The following is a 16,518-nucleotide window of genomic DNA, read 5'->3' as shown; positions in this document are numbered from 1 at the left end:
AAGGGGGGGCAGTAGGACATGCAGGAATTGTTACAACCTGATCCAGAATTGATGGAAAAAAGCCTCCAGCTAGAAGTGAAAAAGATAAGCCCATATCGTCGGAATTTCTTGGTATCTACCGACTCCGGTGATTGGATTGCGAAAAAGATCACGGATCTGGAACATACTAAATGGTGGCTTCGAGTAGATCGACAACTACGAATAAATGGATTTCAACAGATGTTGCGCCCTCATCCAGTGGGGAAAGAGTGGGTACTGACCCCATTTCTTCCCGGGAAGACTTGTTCCTATGCTTCGCTACCTGATGTGGTAGAAGCAATGCAGAGTCTTGCGGTCTTTCATCAAGCGGGAAGAGAACTAATGATTCCACCAATTCGAGAGTCTGCTTATTTGTTGGTTGATCGCCTATATGAACGGATTCAACAGTTTTACCGACTCCTCCAAAAAGCACCTACCATTCCGGGAGAGCTTGGACAACTCCTAGTGAGTGTAGGGCCAGAGTTTTACCATATTGGATGGCAAGCATGGAATCGCCTGCGTCAATTGCCGCTCAGTAAATTAGCGAGAAAACAGCGAGCAAAGCACTATCTTTGTCACCGTGATCTAGCAAGTCACAATTGGATGCGAGATCAGCAAGGACAAATTTGGCTAATTGATTTCGAAACAGCTAACTATGATGCTCAAATTGGGGATGTTTGGCAGCTAAGCTCTCGTGCGCTAACGACGAACCATTGGCAAGATGAATTTGTCGAAAAAACAGTGCGAGCTTATCAAAAGATCTCACCACTCACTGGTTTAGAAAAAGAGATATTAAGGAATTTATTTTACTTTCCTAATGAATTTTACCGTGAATCGATTGGACTTGCCAAAGGAAAACCAGGTTATCTTTATGAAACTTCTTTTCCTTATATTAAAAGCATTGCCGAACATCGCTATCAATGGCTGCAACGGGCAGGGGAAATCTTTGTTTAGACAATTTGTTATGGTAAGATGAGTGCAGATTAATAGGTAATACTCCTCTAATACCATGTTGTTTACAAAGAACCCTGCCTTAGGAGGCTTTCTAATGAGAGTAGGTTTAGCTCAAGTTCGTCCAATGTTAGGGAAATTAAATGAGAACATAGCAATGCACCAAGAGATGATCCAACGCGCAAAAGCGGAAAATGTGGATCTTCTCGTTTTTCCGGAGCTTAGTTTAACCGGATACCATTTACTTGATATTACATATGATGTGGCACGAAACGTAGAATCAGAAGAGATTCAACAACTAGTCCGGCTGGCAGAAGGAATCGACATCGCATTTGGCTTTGTAGAGAGTGGAGCAGATCATCGAATCTTTAACTCTGCTCTCTATGCTGCCGAAGGACAAGTTCAGCATGTCCATCGCAAAATTTATTTACCTACCTATGGAATGTTTGATGAGGCACGTTATTTTGGACAAGGAGATACGATTCGTTCCTTTTCCACTAGATTTGGACAAGTAGGAATGCTCATCTGTGAAGATATGTGGCACCCTTCCACAACGTACTTGCTGGCACAAGATGGAGCACAGATTCTCTTGGGTCTAGTCAACTCGCCAAGCCGTGGAGTTCATGCAACAGGTCTTGGAAACCAAGAATCGTGGCATGCCATTATTGAGAGTCAGTCACAATTTTATGGGATGGTAACTTGTTTCTCTCAACGGGTTGGGGTAGAGGATGGATTGATCTTCTCTGGTGGCTCGACTGTAGCGGATCCCTTTGGAGAAATTGCTCCAGCTGCTCCCATGTTTGAAGAGGCGTTACATATTATAGATGTAGATCTTGATCAAATTCGTCGAGCACGTTACCAGATGCCACTACTGCGTGACGAAAATCTGGATCTGACTGTACGCGAATTAAAACGGATCATTCGTCAGCGGACAGGAGGGAATGCATGATGAAATTTTGGGAAGAGCAACTACAACAGGCTCCTTATCTCGCTTTGAATGAAGAGTTATCTTCACAGATTCTGACTAAGTCATTACGAGAAGAGGTACAAAAAGCTGGTTTCCAAAATGTAGTCCTAGGGCTTTCTGGTGGGATCGACTCTGCCCTCTCCTTGTACCTAGCTGTTCGAGCTTTTGGACCGGAAAACGTATTGGCTGTTCGAATGCCATATAAATTGAGTAGCGCATCTAGTTTAGCAGATGCGGAGGAAGCGATTGAAGACACAGGTGTGCGTAGCCTTACGATAGACATCACGCCGCAGATCGATGCTTATTTTGAGACTGATCCAGAAGCGACACCGCTACGCCGTGGGAACAAAATGGCACGGGAGCGCATGACAATCCTGTATGATTTATCTGCTAAGAATAATGCTCTTGTAATCGGAACGAGTAATCGTACAGAGTTATTTCTCGGATATGGAACGCAATTTGGAGATGCAGCTTCTGCGGTCAATCCCATTGGTGATCTATACAAGACACAAGTACGTCAGTTGTCTGCTTATCTTGGCGTGCCCAATTCTATCATCGACAAACCACCGAGTGCAGATTTGTGGGAAGACCAGACAGATGAGGGAGAGTTGGGATTCTCTTACTTTGATGTAGATCGTTTACTTTATCACATGATTGACCTACAAATGAGAGAAGATCAGCTCGTACGAGAAGGTTTTCCTCGTGAGTTTGTGCAAGGTGTTCACAAACGGATTGTACGCAATCAGTATAAGCGGACGATGCCTGTCATCTTAAAGATAAGCAATCGGACGGTTGGGGTCGATTTCCGATATCCGCGTGATTGGGGATTGTAGAGTCAGTAGTGTCGATTTTTAAAGATTAGGAGCGGATTTTTAGCCTGAAATGCTTTTGTACCACTACAAAAATTTATATTAATTAAGAGCATGTCGCATAATGAGCCTAAAGCCAGAGGTTTTCCCCTTTTGAGATGCGACTATGAGCGGTAGGGAGCCGGAGCAGATCCCTCAGGACAGGCAGGACAAGCAGAAGCGGGAAAGCCGGCGGCGCGCCTATGTCTAACTTAGATTTATGCTACAAGCTAAATTAAGATATAGACTTTTTTAGAGGTGAAACCAAATGGCAGGTCATTCCAAATGGAAAAATATTCAGCATCGCAAAGGCAGACAAGATGCGATCAAAGGGAAGATGTTTGCTAAGTTAGCCAAAGAGATTTATGTGGCGGCAAAAGCAGGTGACCCAGATCCCGCCAATAATCAGCGCTTGCGCCTGGCGATCTCCAAAGCAAAACAAAACAATATGCCAAATGATAACATCGACCGTGCGATCAAAAAAGCTGCTGGTAGTGGTGCAGATGATCAATTTGAATCAATTACCTACGAAGGATATGGACCAGGTGGGATTGCCGTAATGGTGGAATGTCTCACCGACAATCGTAATCGTAGTGCTGCCGATGTGCGCCATATCTTTTCCAAACGTGGAGGGAATCTTGGGGAAAACGGCTGCGTCTCATACTTATTTGAACGAAAAGGTTATCTCTTAATAGATTCAGTGCTATCGGATGAAGCAGAAGAGGAACTTTTACTAGAAGCCCTAGAGATGGGCGCAGAAGATGTAGAATCGACAGAAAAAGGAATCGAGATCACCTCTTCACCAGAGGAATTTGAGGAGTTACGAGAAGGACTAGAGGCAAAAGGTTATACTTTTGCAGAGGCAGAGGTAACGCTTGTACCAGAGACGAAAATTATGATCGAAGGAGAGCAGTTACAAGCGATTTTTAACTTGATTGATGCACTCGAAGATCATGATGATGTACAAAATGTGTATACCAATTTTGATGCGACAGAAGAAGAGATTGCGAAAGTGATGGAATAACAGGAAAAAGCTCAATCTAATCAGGTTGGGCTTTTTTGTTGTAATGATTTCAACTGAAAAAAGAGAAATAGGAGGATGAGACTATCGCTCTTTCTATCTGGAAAAACAATGATTTTCGACTTCTTTTCCTCGGGTGAACTATTTCTCAACTTGGAACATCTTTCATTAGCTTCACCATTCCTTGGTTAATTCTAGAGCAGATTTGGTTCTGCTACCCAGACAGCAGTTGCCTTTGCAGTTGGTTTTATCTATTTGAGATAATAGAAAGACTATGCATCAAAAGCTCGTTTTGTATGACTACTTGTATGGATACGACAAGTCGCTTTAGTTTAGATCGGAGGTTATCTGTTATGAAACCACGAATCACAGTCCTTACATTAGGTGTAGATGATTTGGAAAGATCGTTGGAATTTTATCGTGATGGCTTAGGATTTTCAACAGAAGGCATAATTGGCAAAGAGTTTGAGCATGGGGCCGTTGCTTTTTTTGATTTACAATCAGGTCTAAGGCTTGCCATTTGGAATCGAAAAAGTATTGCTTATGATACAAAGATTCCTCAGACCCCATCAAGTCCTACTGAATTTACCATTGGTCATAATGTTGGGAGTAAAGCAGAAGTGGATGAGGTATTGCAACAGGTAAAAAAAGCAGGGGCTATCATCACAACTCCAGCACACGATACCTTTTGGGGTGGGTATTCTGGCTACTTCCAAGATCCAGATGGCCATTTGTGGGAGGTAGTCTGGAATCCACAATGGGGGATCGAGGAATAAAATGGATAGAATTTTTTTGTTTTAGGACCGACAAAATAAAAAGATTATCGCAAAGTAGATTGGTAAACAAAATAAGTGTAGAAAAGGACTTGAGCTTAAAAACGCTCAGGTCTTTTTTATTTACAGATTTTCTTCTAATTACCGCATTAAAGCAGTATAATATTTTTCAAATACTTGGAAAAATTGGAGAGAGGTGTGGATCGATTGGGAAAAAACATGGTGCAAGGGGAGCGAGAGTTGCTACGAGATGTGATGAAACAGTATCACTCGAAGATGAGTCCAAGTCTCGCCAAGTTGGCAAAAGAGTCCGAAGTAGTGATGAAACAGTTTGCTCCCAGTCATCTAGAGGCAGAACCGTTTGGAACAACTAAACCATTTGAAGAGGGCAAGAATAATCATGGGATCTACGGTCTAGAGAGGATTTATGAAGATCGGGCGGTGATCACTCCCTATTTTGAGTGTGCTGCTTATTGTCGCTATTGTTTTAAAAAGTCTCGTACGCTAGCCGGTGAGGCAAAACGCATGTCCGACTCTGATATCAAGCGGGCTGTTGAATTTATTCGCCATGACTCTCGAATCAAGACAGCACTCATCACAGGTGGCGACCCGTTTCTAGACATCGAGCTACTTCAAAAGGTGTTAGATCAGGTTTCCGAGATTGACCATATCCGCAATATCCGCGTAGGAACCCGCAATATCCTGTTCTCTCCAGAGATGGTAACAGATGAATTAGCTGATTTGTTAGCGAGTTACCAGCAAATTGATTATCAAAATCCACGAAACTCACGCAATATCAGTGTAGGTTTGTCGATCAATCATATCGATGAGCTAACACCAGCTGTGGTAGGTGCCTATCAAAAATTAATTCAGCGGGGCGTGGCGGTGCGAGGTCAAACAGTGCTGTTAAAAGGAATCAATGATTCGGTAACTGCTATCCGTGAACTGATGGAAGCCTTTTTGTGTACAGGGATCGTGCCCTATTATTTTTTACACTGTATGCCAGTAGTAGGAGCAAAACATTTCCGAACTACGGTACAGAAAGGGATCGATATCATCCGAGAGCTGTCGGCTCGCTCAGGTAGTTATGCTCCACACTATGTCTATGTCACACCTGCTGGGAAACATCGATTAGGTCCGGATGCGAAACTCACTTACCAAATGCTCGATGGAAAACGGTACATACGAGCAGTGACACCGTATCGTGCAGAAGATTTCCTGGCATTTTCCGATAGTAATTCTCTTCCTGAACTTCATGAAACCGATGAGAATGGATATATTGTTTCTCATTATTTAGATGGGGAGGAAGATTAAATAGAGGAAAAAGGTCGCTAATTGTTAGCGGCTTTTTTCCATAGGGAGGAAATTCGGGTGGGTTTGAGTGAAGCAGATGACCGTTCTTCTCGTCGACATCTCCATATTTTAGTAGCGAGTAAGACATTCTCAGACCTAGGAAGTGCGCTCGATATGGTTGCCATCAATTTATATGCTCTGATACTCACTAATAGTGAGCTTCAGATGGGCCTTTTTATGGTAATCCGGGTTGTAGGGGGATTTTTATTTGGATCCTATATCGGTTATTTAGCAGATCGCATGGACCGGAAAAAATTGATGATGATCGCGGATCTCGTTCGTGGGATCGTGTTAATTTTGTTGGTCATCAGTCCAATGACTTGGAAGATACCACTTCTGTATCTAGCCTCATTTTTACTGGGAATATGTAACCAAATGTTTTCCGTCTCGTTGCAAGCCAGTATTCCCATTATGGTAGGGAAAGCCCAAATTATCCGAGCTAATGTTTGGCTTACTACATGGCAGTCGATTGCGATGGTAGTAGGTACGATTGGAGCAGGTGTGGGAATAGGACTCTTTGGTTATGAGTTATTCTTTCTCATTGATGCTGGTACCTATCTTTTGTCAGCTACTGTCCTCTTTTTTCTCCCTATCCGTACTAGAGAAGACTTCTCCCAATCTTCCGATTCGTTATCTTCTGAGCATACATTTTATCAAGAAATGAGAGATCTTTTGCGTACTATTTGGAGCTTACCTATTCTTTTTGGAATGTTAATGCTCCGTTTCGCTGATTCATTTGGCTCCGCTTCACACAATGTTGGGATGCCGATCTACTCCCAAGTGCTAGATCCAACTAGACCTGGGTGGTATGTGGGATGGATTTGGGGAATCTGGGCAATAGGAAATCTAATAGGCTCTCAAGGGATCGCTAGATATCTTCGAAAATATCAAGATAGGAAGTTAGAACGTATCTTTGTCATTTCAACATTTGGAATGTCATTCTTTTTTATTCTTGTATTTGCACAGCCGATCATGCCGCTCCTCATCTTAGCCGCTCTGTTGGCAGGCGTTTCGGATGGGGTCTCCACTGTTTGTTTTCAATTACGGTTACAAAGTGAGCCAGACCACATACGCGGAAAATTGTTTGGGCTTGCCTCTACGTTACATCAAGTTGGATTTAGTGGTGGAATGTTACTCTGTTCTGCGTTGTTTGCGTTCTTTACCCCTTTTATGGTAGTGCTTTTGTTACATGGAACTCCTATGTTACTAGCCTGTTGGTATTTTCGATCTTTTTTTGGAAGAAAGCACTATTTGGCGATTCGTTCTTTGAAGGAAACGATAGAAGGAAAAGGAACGAACAAAAGATAGTTTCAAAAGGAAGGGAAGAGAGAGTGAATAAGTGTGGTAGAAGTTATCTGATTTGCTAACTTCTACCATTCGTTTTGAATGAAGTTGTTTGCTAAGTCAATTTGCAATAAAGGGGGTTTTTCGGATATATCGGGTATCTTTAATTTGGTCAATAAGAAATTCAGCAATGTCCGTATTACGGATGGTCATACCTGGCATATCGGTCAAGCTTTCTCGTATTTTACCTGTAGCAGGACCTTCCAATACAAATGGTAATCGTACCAAAGTCCAATTCGCTTCGCTTTGAAGTAAGATCTTGAGTTCTTTCTGCTTCTCGATCATCATATCTGGAAAGAACAAATGGAACATTTTGGCTCCGATTTTGTTGATAATATTCTTCTTGTCTCCTGGAGCGTCTACTGACCCTCCTGTTACTGCTATATAACGATTTGTTTCTGTCTCTTTCATTACCGAAAGGATATGGCTTGTTACCGTACTAAAAATAGACTGACCTTTTTTAGGTTGCCCTACCACATTGACTACTGTATGGCAACCTTCGAGTAAAGATCGAATGGATGCCAAATCTTGAGCATCGCCCTTCACCTTCTCGATTCTCTCATCTGAAATGGTGTATCGATCGGGATTCCGAACGAGCATTCGTACATGGTATCCGTCTTGTAAGGCTTTTTCTGTAATATAGCGTCCTGCCTTCCCATTCCCACCAATAAGTGCTATTTTGCTGTGTTGAGTCATCTATAAATCTCCTTTTGATGTCTTCTCTATTACAATATGTACGAAGTGTATCTAACTTTTATTAATATTTTCCTTCTATTATGTTACACATTCAATTCAGTATTTTTTAAGGCAAGTATTAGCCAAAATATCCGAAATAAGATAGAATATTTTCTCTATAGAAGGGAGGGCTAGTCGATCTATTATTGGAAAGTGACCCAAAAAAGCTTTTTTCTTTTATATCGATCCCGTTGGTCACACTTGATTACTTCTTTAGGTTCTGCACTATTTGGTTTTATCTATATCGCTATTTGGGAATCGGTTCTGGTAGGGAAGGTGCTACCAGCTGGGTATCAGATGGAAGATTTTATCCAGTATATTGTCATCAGTCAATTGGTGCTTCAAATGACAGTATTTTTAACCCCAGATTTAGATTTGGAAGAGAAATTTCAATCTGGAATGATCGAGATGGAGTTGATGCGACCTACTTCTTTTCTTGGGACACAGGTTTGCGTCGAATTTGGTAAGATTGTATATCGTGTTTTATTTCGAACTATACCAGTTCTTATTGTATTTGTCCTCGTACTGCAACTGCCCAAACTTCCCGAATTATCCCATTTTCTGCTCTTTACTGTCTCGTTAATCCTTGCAATCTGGTTGGCAATCCAAATGTGTTACACCATTGGAATCATTACTTGTTGGCTAGAAGATGTGAGATGGTTGTTTACTTTGTATATGTCTTTGTTACTTTTTTTTGGTGGCCAGATGATTCCTATCGATATTTTTCCAGCATGGTTGCAGATGATTGCTCGATCACTTCCGTTTGCTTGTATCATCAATGATCCAATTCAATTTTTTCTGGGACGTTTTCAAGGGTTCGAATTAGGTTTTTCCCTTTCTTGGGGAGTCTTTTTTACGTTTTGTAACATTTGGCTCACCCATCAAGCTAGACTTCGAATCGCAAAAGGAGGCTAGAGGTTTGCGACTAGCTCTACGTCTGTTTCGGGCTTCTTTTTACCATCTACGTCTTGCTAAAGCCCAACTAATACTACGAATGTTCTCCCAAATGTTCCTCATGTTCTTAGAATTTGCAGTATTGTTCCTGATTTTGATCCGATTTCGAGAGATCGGAGGGTGGAATATTTACGAAGTGGCTGTACTATATGGGATTTCCTCGGGCACGATTGCTCTGTCGCGAATGATTTTCTCTGAATTGCACTATTTTGATCGCATACTTCTCTCGGGAGGATTGGATTCGTATCTAATCCGTCCAGTCTCTCCATTGTTTCTCCTCATGGTAAAACAGATTGCTTGGTCCAAGATGGGTGGGATTCTCCAAGCATTACTTGTACTTGGCTTTGGATTAAGTGGATTGTCGTCAGTGTCGTTGGTTCCTCTTTTTCTCTATTTACCAATTCTAACCATTAATAGTCTGCTTATCATGTTTTTTATTGAATTGACTAGTGCGACTATTACCTTTTGGACTGGTCGAAATAAGGAGCTTCAGCCCTTTTTGGTTTATGCGCCCAGCACTGGCGCTCTGTATCCACAACATATTTATCCGGATTGGTTACAAGGTATCTTTCTTACTCTGTTGCCCATTGGATGGTTAAATTATTTTCCACTCTCGTTTCTTCTTAACAAGAGTAGTGCTTCTGTTTGGTTATGGGTAACCCCTTGTATTGCGATTTTTTTCGCTGGCATTGCGATTGGCTTTTGGAAAAAAGGACTTGCCCGCTATAGTAGTACAGGCAGTTAGGAGGAGTAGATGATTCAGGTACAAAATTTGCGAAAAACATATCCTATTGCTACGAAACGAACTAGCTGGTTCAATGGGTGGCGGCGATCACCAGAAGAGAAGATCGCAGTGGATCACATCAGTTTTCAGGTGAACAAAGGAGAAGCAGTAGGGTACATAGGTCCAAATGGAGCTGGGAAATCGACAACCATCAAGATGCTTTGCGGGATTTTGCATCCAACTAGCGGAGAGCTTCGGGTAGCAGGACTCAATCCGCAAAAAGAGCGTAAAAAACTGGCTTATCAGATTGGAGTGGTATTTGGACAGAAGACACAGCTATGGTGGGAGTTACCTTTACGTGAATCATATGAGATTTTACAGGAGATGTATCAAGTAACCCCCAATGCCTATCAAGTCTTTTTGGAAAAAGCAGATGCTTTACTGGGAATTGGTAGTCTGTTAGATTCACCTGTTCGTAAGCTTTCCCTAGGACAAAGGATGCGTGCCGATCTAGCAGCAGCCTTGATCCATGATCCAGAATTGTTAATTTTAGATGAGCCGACAATCGGACTGGATATCTGGGTAAAACAAGAATTGCGTCAGTTGCTAAGAGAGCTTCACCAACAAGGAAAAACGATACTATTAACGACACATGATCTAGACGATATTGAGTTTCTCTGTCCTAGGGTAATCGTGCTGAGTCATGGGAAGATATTATTTGATGGAAAACGAGAAGCCCTTTTACAGACAATGGGTTTACCTAGTCAGCTCGTGGTAACTTTTCGCGAAGCTCCAGCGATTTTGCCCAATCAAATCCCGGATGGATTTACTTTCACCGGAAAAGAAGTGATCGCCCACTTCGATCGATCCCAGACTTCGGTTCGGCAACTCCTAGATCAAATAGAGGAATGGGGAGAGATCCTCGATATGCGCATGAAGGAGCCTAATCTAGAGTCGGTGATTGGGACTGTATTTGCAGATGCTAGGTAAAAAGATCCCCCTTTATAAAGAAAAGGGACTCTCAACTTGTCGATATTTTCTGTTATCTTAACAGGTCGACAAGCTTTTTTATGGAATTATTTAAGTAGAAAATTATTCAATAGGGGATTTTGTGTGTTATTCCAACACCTTTTAGTGATTAATATAAAACGTGAAATTATATAACAGTTACTCTCGTGGATTAAATGATTAAATCGCCTAAATCAATCGGTTGGATGTTTACATATTCTAAAATACATGTTCTATATTAGAAAAGGGAGAGATGAAAAATGGATGTGTCGCGATGGCGATATCGTAGAAGGAGACGTTGGAATCCAGAGTCTTCTTATTATGATGATGAAATGAGTGGTAAATTGTACCCGTCAAAAAAGAAAACTCTACACAAAGTTGAACCATGGGTTCAATATGGACTAAGTGAAGCCCAAAGAACCTCAGTAGAGCATGCAATGCGTGAGGTGGCTGCGATTACTTATTTGATTGGCATAGGTTATGATCCGCATGCAGCTCACCGGATTGTTGAGTCATGGGAAGTGAATGAAAGATTCTAAACAAGAATTTTGGATCATTTCTATAATTCTAATAGTCACCATAATTTTATGATTTGTAAATCCTTCTTCTTTCATTTGAACCACATGGTATTTTAGTTTAGTAGGATAGTAAACCTAAAATTTCCCCATAAAAGTAACACCTCCGAATCATTGATACGATTCAGGAGGTGTTTTTCCCCACAATATTGAGTTCAGTACATATGGTTGTAAGAAGTTATTTCTTCAGTCTGAAGAGTCTCCAACATATGAAAGTAATCTAGGTTAATTAGTATGACTTTTGTTGTAGATCATGCTTTAGACGACGGAGTATCCACCATCGAGCAACCACTCCATGTCGCGGGGAGAAGAGAAAGGCGAGCACGAAGAGAAGTCCTGCCACAACAGTCATACAGCCAGCGATGGAGGCATCCAATATGATGGAGAGAAAATATCCTCCGACTGAGCTTAGGATACCAACCACGACACTCCAACCTAACATAAATGCAAAACGATCAGTTAATAGGTAAGCGGTCGCAGCGGGAACGATTAGCATTGCGACGACTAAGATAGCACCAACACTTTCAAAGGAAGCTACAGTAGTGATCGAGACCAATCCCATCAATAAGTAGTGAAAGATGGCGATCGGGATACCGATTGTTGCGGCCAATGCCGGATCAAAGGAGGTTAGTTTGAACTGTTTATAGAATAGTCCAATAACTACGAGAGATAACAGAAGTGCACCGCCCACTTGCCATACTGCTTGCGGACCGAGGTCCATTCCATTAAAACTCCACGTATCAAACCCGACATAAGCAATCTCTCCATAGAGCACACAGTCTAGATCTAGATCGACTTGTCTGGTAAAGAGTGAGACCAAAACGACTCCGATAGAAAAGAGTGCGGTAAAGGTAATACTAATCGCCGCATCACTCTGTACTCCAAATTGACGTAGTCGTTCAATTAAGACAGTACACAAAAGCCCAAAAACCGCAGCTCCAAGCAGCATGGGAAGTGGGTCACGGCTCCCCGACAGGAGAAAAGCGATCACAATACCAGGAAGAATCGCATGACTGATCGCATCCCCTACCATTGCCATTCTACGCAATACAAGAAAGCATCCGAGCAGACCACAGGCAGAGGCTACCAGTGCACCGGTCAAGATAATCCAAAAACCGCTCATGAAGCAGCCCTCCCTTTTTCCTGAAGATGGGGAAGATTGATCCAAGTAGGAAGTAGATCTTGATTTTGTAACAGAGTTCGTAATTGGGATTTTAGCTCATCAGGTATATCAACCAATTCATCGATTTGTCCTGCATGGAGATCTGATTCAATCTGCTGTTCGAACATAAGCCAAATCTCAATCATGCGTTGAAATAAGAGAGTGTCATATGCTCGCTTCCATCCTTTTTCCGTGAATTGAAAACTCTCTTCAGATGTTTTTATCAAGTCTCCTGATTTAACTAGGTTTTGGGTAATCTGAAGCAGCTCTCGTTGACTTAGATTTGAAGCGTGGGAGTGTAGCTCTTTAGTAGGGATCGATCCATCATGAAACGATGCTATTTCATAATAGAAGAGTAATAGGCTCTCCTCCGTTAGGCGTTTTTTCATCCGGATAAATCGCCAATATCGAGATATTAATCCACGCTTAGGAGCAAAAATGAGCGAGATCAAAAATAGGATGGTAGCCGAGATGACGATAATAGGACCAGTAGAGAGATGATAAGCTAGTGAACTGATGATTGTCCCGAGTGCTCCAGAGAGTGCCCCCATTAGAGCAGAGAGTAGGATCATCCAACCTAGTTTGTCTGTCCAATATCTAGCTGCAGCAGCAGGGGTAATCAGTAGACTAGCCATCAAGATAACTCCCGCTGCTTGGAGTCCGATGACCACCGCAATCGTAAGTAAGAGCATCAAGAAGAAGTCGAGCCAACGCATTGGAAAACCGATACTATTACCAAAGTTAGCATCAAAAGCTAATAGTTTTAATTCTTTGTAGAACAAGCTAGACAGAAATACTAGCAGGAGTGCTACCCCACCCATGATCCAGACATCCGTGGAAACGAGAGAGGCAGATTGGCCAAAGAGGAACTTATCTAAACCACTCTGATTACCATTGGCGCTATGTTGAATTTGCGTTAGGAAGACGATCCCGATTCCAAAGAAGACGGAGAGTACCAAACCAAGTGCGGTATCCTCTTTGATCCTTGAGTAACGAGTAACGAGTTGAATGACGATAGATGCTAGAATACCGGTAAACGTTGCTCCTATTAGGAATAGAAGTGGATTCTTGGAACCAGTGATCCAGAAGGCGATACAGATTCCAGGTAGGGTAGCGTGGGATAGAACATCGCCCATCAAACCTTGTTTACGTAAAAAGGCAAAAGAACCTAATACACCAGAAGCTAGTCCTAGAAGTACCGTTCCGCACAAGACCCAGAAAGCATTGGGATCTTCTAGAATGGAGGTTAGTTGATCCCAGATCATGATGGTGTGCCTCCCACGAGAGGATCAGGAGAACCAGGCAGTATAGAGAGTCTCCCACCATAGGTTTTTTGCAGGTTCTCATAGGTAAACGTCTCAGAAGTCGGTCCTGCTGCGATTAATCTCATATTTAGTAACAAAATGGAGTCAAAATAATCCGTAACAGTCTGGAGATCATGATGAACGACTAATACTGTTTTTTTCTCCGCACGCAATTCGTGTAGGATGCGGATGATTGCCTTCTCTGTTGCTGCGTCCACCCCGACAAAGGGTTCATCCATAAAATAGAGATCTGCATCTTGGGCGAGAGCTCTTGCGAGAAAAACTCGCTGTTGTTGCCCGCCAGATAGCTGACTGATTTGGCGATTTGCATAGGCTTCCATTCCTACTTTATGCAGACATTCCAGTGCTATCTGTCGGTCTTTTTGGGTAGGGCGACTAAACCACCCGAGTTTTCCATATCTACCCATCAGGACGACATCCAAGGCATTAGTTGGAAAGTCCCAATCTACTGATTCGCGTTGTGGTACATAGCCGACTCGTTGACGAGATTTGGCATAGGGAGTCCCAAAGATCTCTATCTTCCCACTAGCAGAGGGAATAAGACCTAGGACGGCTTTTAGTAATGTTGATTTTCCAGCTCCATTGGGACCTATAATCCCGATCAGCTCGCCCACAGGTGCGGTATATTGAATATCCCGTAAAACCGGTTTACGGTGATATGCGACAGTAAGATTGGAAACAGAAAGGGGGGCATTGGATGACATAGGTCTTTTCCTCCTTTACAAACATGATTGATTTTTTACTAACTTTGCTTGAAATCAAATTTAATCGCAGGCGCGCCTCTGGCTTTGGGCTAATGCAACATACTTACTAACTGATTGAGGGAGTAATTTTCTTAACGTAATGCTTGCACGATCGTATCGACATTGTGGCGTACCATTCCAATATAAGTTCCTTCTGGTGTTCCATGTTCTCCGAGCGCATCAGAAAAGAGCTCTCCTCCGATTACGACACTATGCCCTTTTTGTTTGGCACCTTGCACGACTGCTTCGATTGATTTTTTCGGTACACTCGACTCAACAAACACGGCTTTGATCTTGCGAGAAGAGAGGAGATCGACGAGTCGTTGTACATCTTTTAGACCATATTCTGATGCAGTACTGATTCCCTGCAATCCAACTACCTCATAGCCATACGCCTTTCCAAAGTATCCAAACGCATCATGTGCTGTGACTAATACACGTTGCTCTGGAGCAATGGTCGAGAGTTGAGTTCGTACATAGGTGTCTAACTCTTGTAAAGATTTCAAATAAACAGATGCATTTTGTTCATAAAATGCCTTATTCTTAGGATCATAGGCAATCAGAGTTTTCTCTACTTTTTTTGCTGCTTCGATCCAGAGAGAGACATCAAACCAGAGATGTGGATCGATTTGGTTTTCCGCCGTTTGTAGTAGTATTTTGGGGTTAATTTCACTCGTTACTGCAACTACTGTTTTTTGGTTGCCTATCTTCTCTAATACTTCGGACATTTTTCCTTCTAGATGCAAACCACTATAAAAAATAATATCTGCCTTTTCTAACTTATCTAGATCTCCATGCGAAGCCTTATATAGATGTGGGTCTACCCCAGGTCCCATCAGCGTCTGTACTGTTACTTTTTCCTTACCGATGTTTTGGACAAGATCAGAAACCATACCTGTAGTGGAAGTTATCTGAATCGGATATTTTCCATCGAATGTATCTGCTTGTTTTTGACAGCCTATGGAGAAAAGTAGGACAAGGTATAGTCCTGCCAAACCGAACCAACGAAGGGAGCGGATATTAGTGAACATAAAGAACACCCCTTTTGTCTTATTCCATGAAATTAAACTACAACCATAAAAATTTGCTAGAATCATAAAAGTTGACCTAAGTAAAAACTGATTACTTTTATTCTATAGATCGTACTTGTTAGATGTCAACACAAGATATGTTTTAATTGGATAATATTTTTATTTATAATCAAAAGGAATTCGATCGGAATTTAGGGGATTTGCATATACGTTTTGACTGGGGGAACAGTATAATAAAGATACGCCCCTAAGCTGATATAGAAAGGTTGTCTCTTTCAATGATTCAACAAGTGGCAGATAAGGTTCGCTTTTTTTACTCCTTTGTAAAATCGCCAAAGACAGTAGGAAGTATCACCCCTAGTTCTTCTTTCTTGACCAAACGGATATTTCGAGATGTAAACTGGGAGAATGCCCAGACTGTGGTTGAACTGGGGGCAGGTACGGGTGTATTTACAGAATGGATCTCGCAGCGTTTACCAGCCCATGCTGCTGCCTTCATCTTTGAACGCGATGACCATATGCGAAGTCGTTTATCGGAACGTTTCCAGTTACCCAACCTACAGATTGCAGATGATGGTTTAGCTCTTCAAGAGGTTCTTTGTAAGCAGGGATTGGATTCGGCTGACTATATTATTTCTAGCCTCCCGTTTGCTAACTTTTCGCAAGAATTGAGAACACAATTTTTGGATACGATCCAACAGACTCTGCGTCCGGGAGGACTCTTTATTGCATATCAATATTCTCGACAAATGGAATCACAACTTCGAAACGTTTTTACAAATGTAGAGACCTCATTAGTGCCGATTAACCTCCCGCCAGCATTTGTATATACATGTAAGAAATAAAGAAAATCTCCTTCGATCCTTTTGGGAAAGAAGGAGATTTTCTTTATAAGGGATTTCAGACTATTTCAGAACATCGAACTTTTTTAGAACCTGATGTCGGATTTTAGCAGTTGTGATAGAATGGTGATGTCTTTTTTGGAC

16 protein-coding genes and 1 pseudogene are annotated in these 16,518 nt (G+C 42.0%); 12 read left to right on the top strand and 5 right to left on the bottom strand.

The genetic code is table 11. The features are described from left to right. Positions 1-18 precede the first annotated feature (18 nt). The 7 genes from VJ09_RS05070 (at position 19) to VJ09_RS05040 (ending at position 7,239) form a co-directional block, all read left to right on the top strand. Positions 19-972, top strand: coding sequence for a phosphotransferase (locus tag VJ09_RS05070; RefSeq protein ID WP_044640524.1), 954 nt, complete (start codon positions 19-21; stop codon positions 970-972). Between the two features lie 94 nt (positions 973-1,066). Then, a complete protein-coding gene (locus VJ09_RS05065; protein WP_044640523.1) occupies positions 1,067-1,918 on the top strand; it encodes a nitrilase-related carbon-nitrogen hydrolase in 852 nt (283 codons plus the stop codon). Next, a complete protein-coding gene (locus tag VJ09_RS05060; protein ID WP_230199096.1) occupies positions 1,915-2,769 on the top strand; it encodes an NAD+ synthase in 855 nt (284 codons plus the stop codon). The genes VJ09_RS05065 and VJ09_RS05060 overlap by 4 nt, the downstream gene beginning before the upstream one ends. Positions 2,770-3,052: 283 nt before the next feature. Further along, positions 3,053-3,808, top strand: a complete 756-nt coding sequence (locus tag VJ09_RS05055) for a YebC/PmpR family DNA-binding transcriptional regulator (RefSeq protein ID WP_044640522.1) — start codon at positions 3,053-3,055, stop codon at positions 3,806-3,808. 350 nt (positions 3,809-4,158) lie between these two features. Beyond that, a complete protein-coding gene (locus VJ09_RS05050; RefSeq protein WP_044640521.1) occupies positions 4,159-4,581 on the top strand; it encodes a VOC family protein in 423 nt (140 codons plus the stop codon). A gap of 195 nt (positions 4,582-4,776) precedes the next feature. Beyond that, positions 4,777-5,892, top strand: a complete 1,116-nt coding sequence (locus VJ09_RS05045; protein WP_230199095.1) for a KamA family radical SAM protein — start codon at positions 4,777-4,779, stop codon at positions 5,890-5,892. 57 nt (positions 5,893-5,949) lie between these two features. Further along, positions 5,950-7,239 carry an MFS transporter gene (locus VJ09_RS05040; protein ID WP_044640520.1) on the top strand — a complete coding sequence of 430 codons (1,290 nt, stop codon included), beginning with the start codon at positions 5,950-5,952 and terminating at the stop codon, positions 7,237-7,239. Positions 7,240-7,335: 96 nt separating this feature from the next. On the opposite strand, the gene VJ09_RS05035 is transcribed toward VJ09_RS05040, so the two are convergent. Beyond that, entirely contained in the window at positions 7,336-7,971 is a 636-nt protein-coding gene (locus VJ09_RS05035; RefSeq protein WP_044640519.1) for an NAD(P)-dependent oxidoreductase, read from the bottom strand. Between the two features lie 240 nt (positions 7,972-8,211). On the opposite strand from VJ09_RS05035, the gene VJ09_RS05030 reads away from it, so the two are divergent. The 4 genes and pseudogenes from VJ09_RS05030 to VJ09_RS05015 form a co-directional block, all read left to right on the top strand. Beyond that, entirely contained in the window at positions 8,212-8,925 is a 714-nt protein-coding gene (locus VJ09_RS05030) for an ABC transporter permease (RefSeq protein ID WP_147635435.1), read from the top strand. A 4-nt stretch (positions 8,926-8,929) separates the two neighbouring features. After that, positions 8,930-9,709: an ABC transporter permease gene (locus VJ09_RS05025; RefSeq protein ID WP_052807227.1), complete on the top strand. Its 780-nt coding sequence runs from the start codon at positions 8,930-8,932 to the stop codon at positions 9,707-9,709. A gap of 9 nt (positions 9,710-9,718) precedes the next feature. Then, the gene (locus VJ09_RS05020; protein ID WP_044640517.1) at positions 9,719-10,678 is read left to right on the top strand and encodes an ABC transporter ATP-binding protein; all 960 of its coding nucleotides are present in this window, start codon (positions 9,719-9,721) and stop codon (positions 10,676-10,678) included. Between the two features lie 368 nt (positions 10,679-11,046). Then, positions 11,047-11,235: pseudogene (locus VJ09_RS05015) on the top strand (hypothetical protein); the annotation flags it as partial. A gap of 265 nt (positions 11,236-11,500) precedes the next feature. On the opposite strand, the gene VJ09_RS05010 reads toward VJ09_RS05015, so the two are convergent. From VJ09_RS05010 to VJ09_RS04995, 4 genes are all read right to left on the bottom strand, one after another. Next, entirely contained in the window at positions 11,501-12,394 is an 894-nt protein-coding gene (locus tag VJ09_RS05010) for a metal ABC transporter permease (protein WP_044640516.1), read from the bottom strand. Further along, complete coding sequence (locus tag VJ09_RS05005; protein WP_044640515.1) at positions 12,391-13,698, bottom strand: metal ABC transporter permease; 1,308 nt, start codon at positions 13,696-13,698, stop codon at positions 12,391-12,393. The genes VJ09_RS05010 and VJ09_RS05005 overlap by 4 nt, the downstream gene beginning before the upstream one ends. Next, positions 13,695-14,462 carry a metal ABC transporter ATP-binding protein gene (locus VJ09_RS05000; RefSeq protein WP_044640514.1) on the bottom strand — a complete coding sequence of 256 codons (768 nt, stop codon included), beginning with the start codon at positions 14,460-14,462 and terminating at the stop codon, positions 13,695-13,697. Before VJ09_RS05000 ends, VJ09_RS05005 begins: the two co-directional genes overlap by 4 nt. 131 nt (positions 14,463-14,593) lie before the next feature. Further along, entirely contained in the window at positions 14,594-15,532 is a 939-nt protein-coding gene (locus VJ09_RS04995; RefSeq protein WP_044640513.1) for a metal ABC transporter solute-binding protein, Zn/Mn family, read from the bottom strand. 278 nt (positions 15,533-15,810) lie between these two features. On the opposite strand from VJ09_RS04995, the gene VJ09_RS04990 reads away from it, so the two are divergent. Beyond that, positions 15,811-16,377, top strand: coding sequence for a class I SAM-dependent methyltransferase (locus VJ09_RS04990; protein ID WP_044640512.1), 567 nt, complete (start codon positions 15,811-15,813; stop codon positions 16,375-16,377). The last annotated feature ends 141 nt before the right edge of the window (positions 16,378-16,518 follow it).

It is taken from the genome of Risungbinella massiliensis (assembly GCF_000942395.1).
In the GTDB taxonomy this organism is placed as follows: domain Bacteria; phylum Bacillota; class Bacilli; order Thermoactinomycetales; family Thermoactinomycetaceae; genus Risungbinella; species Risungbinella massiliensis.
This window is presented reverse-complemented; position numbering and strand designations above follow the sequence as displayed.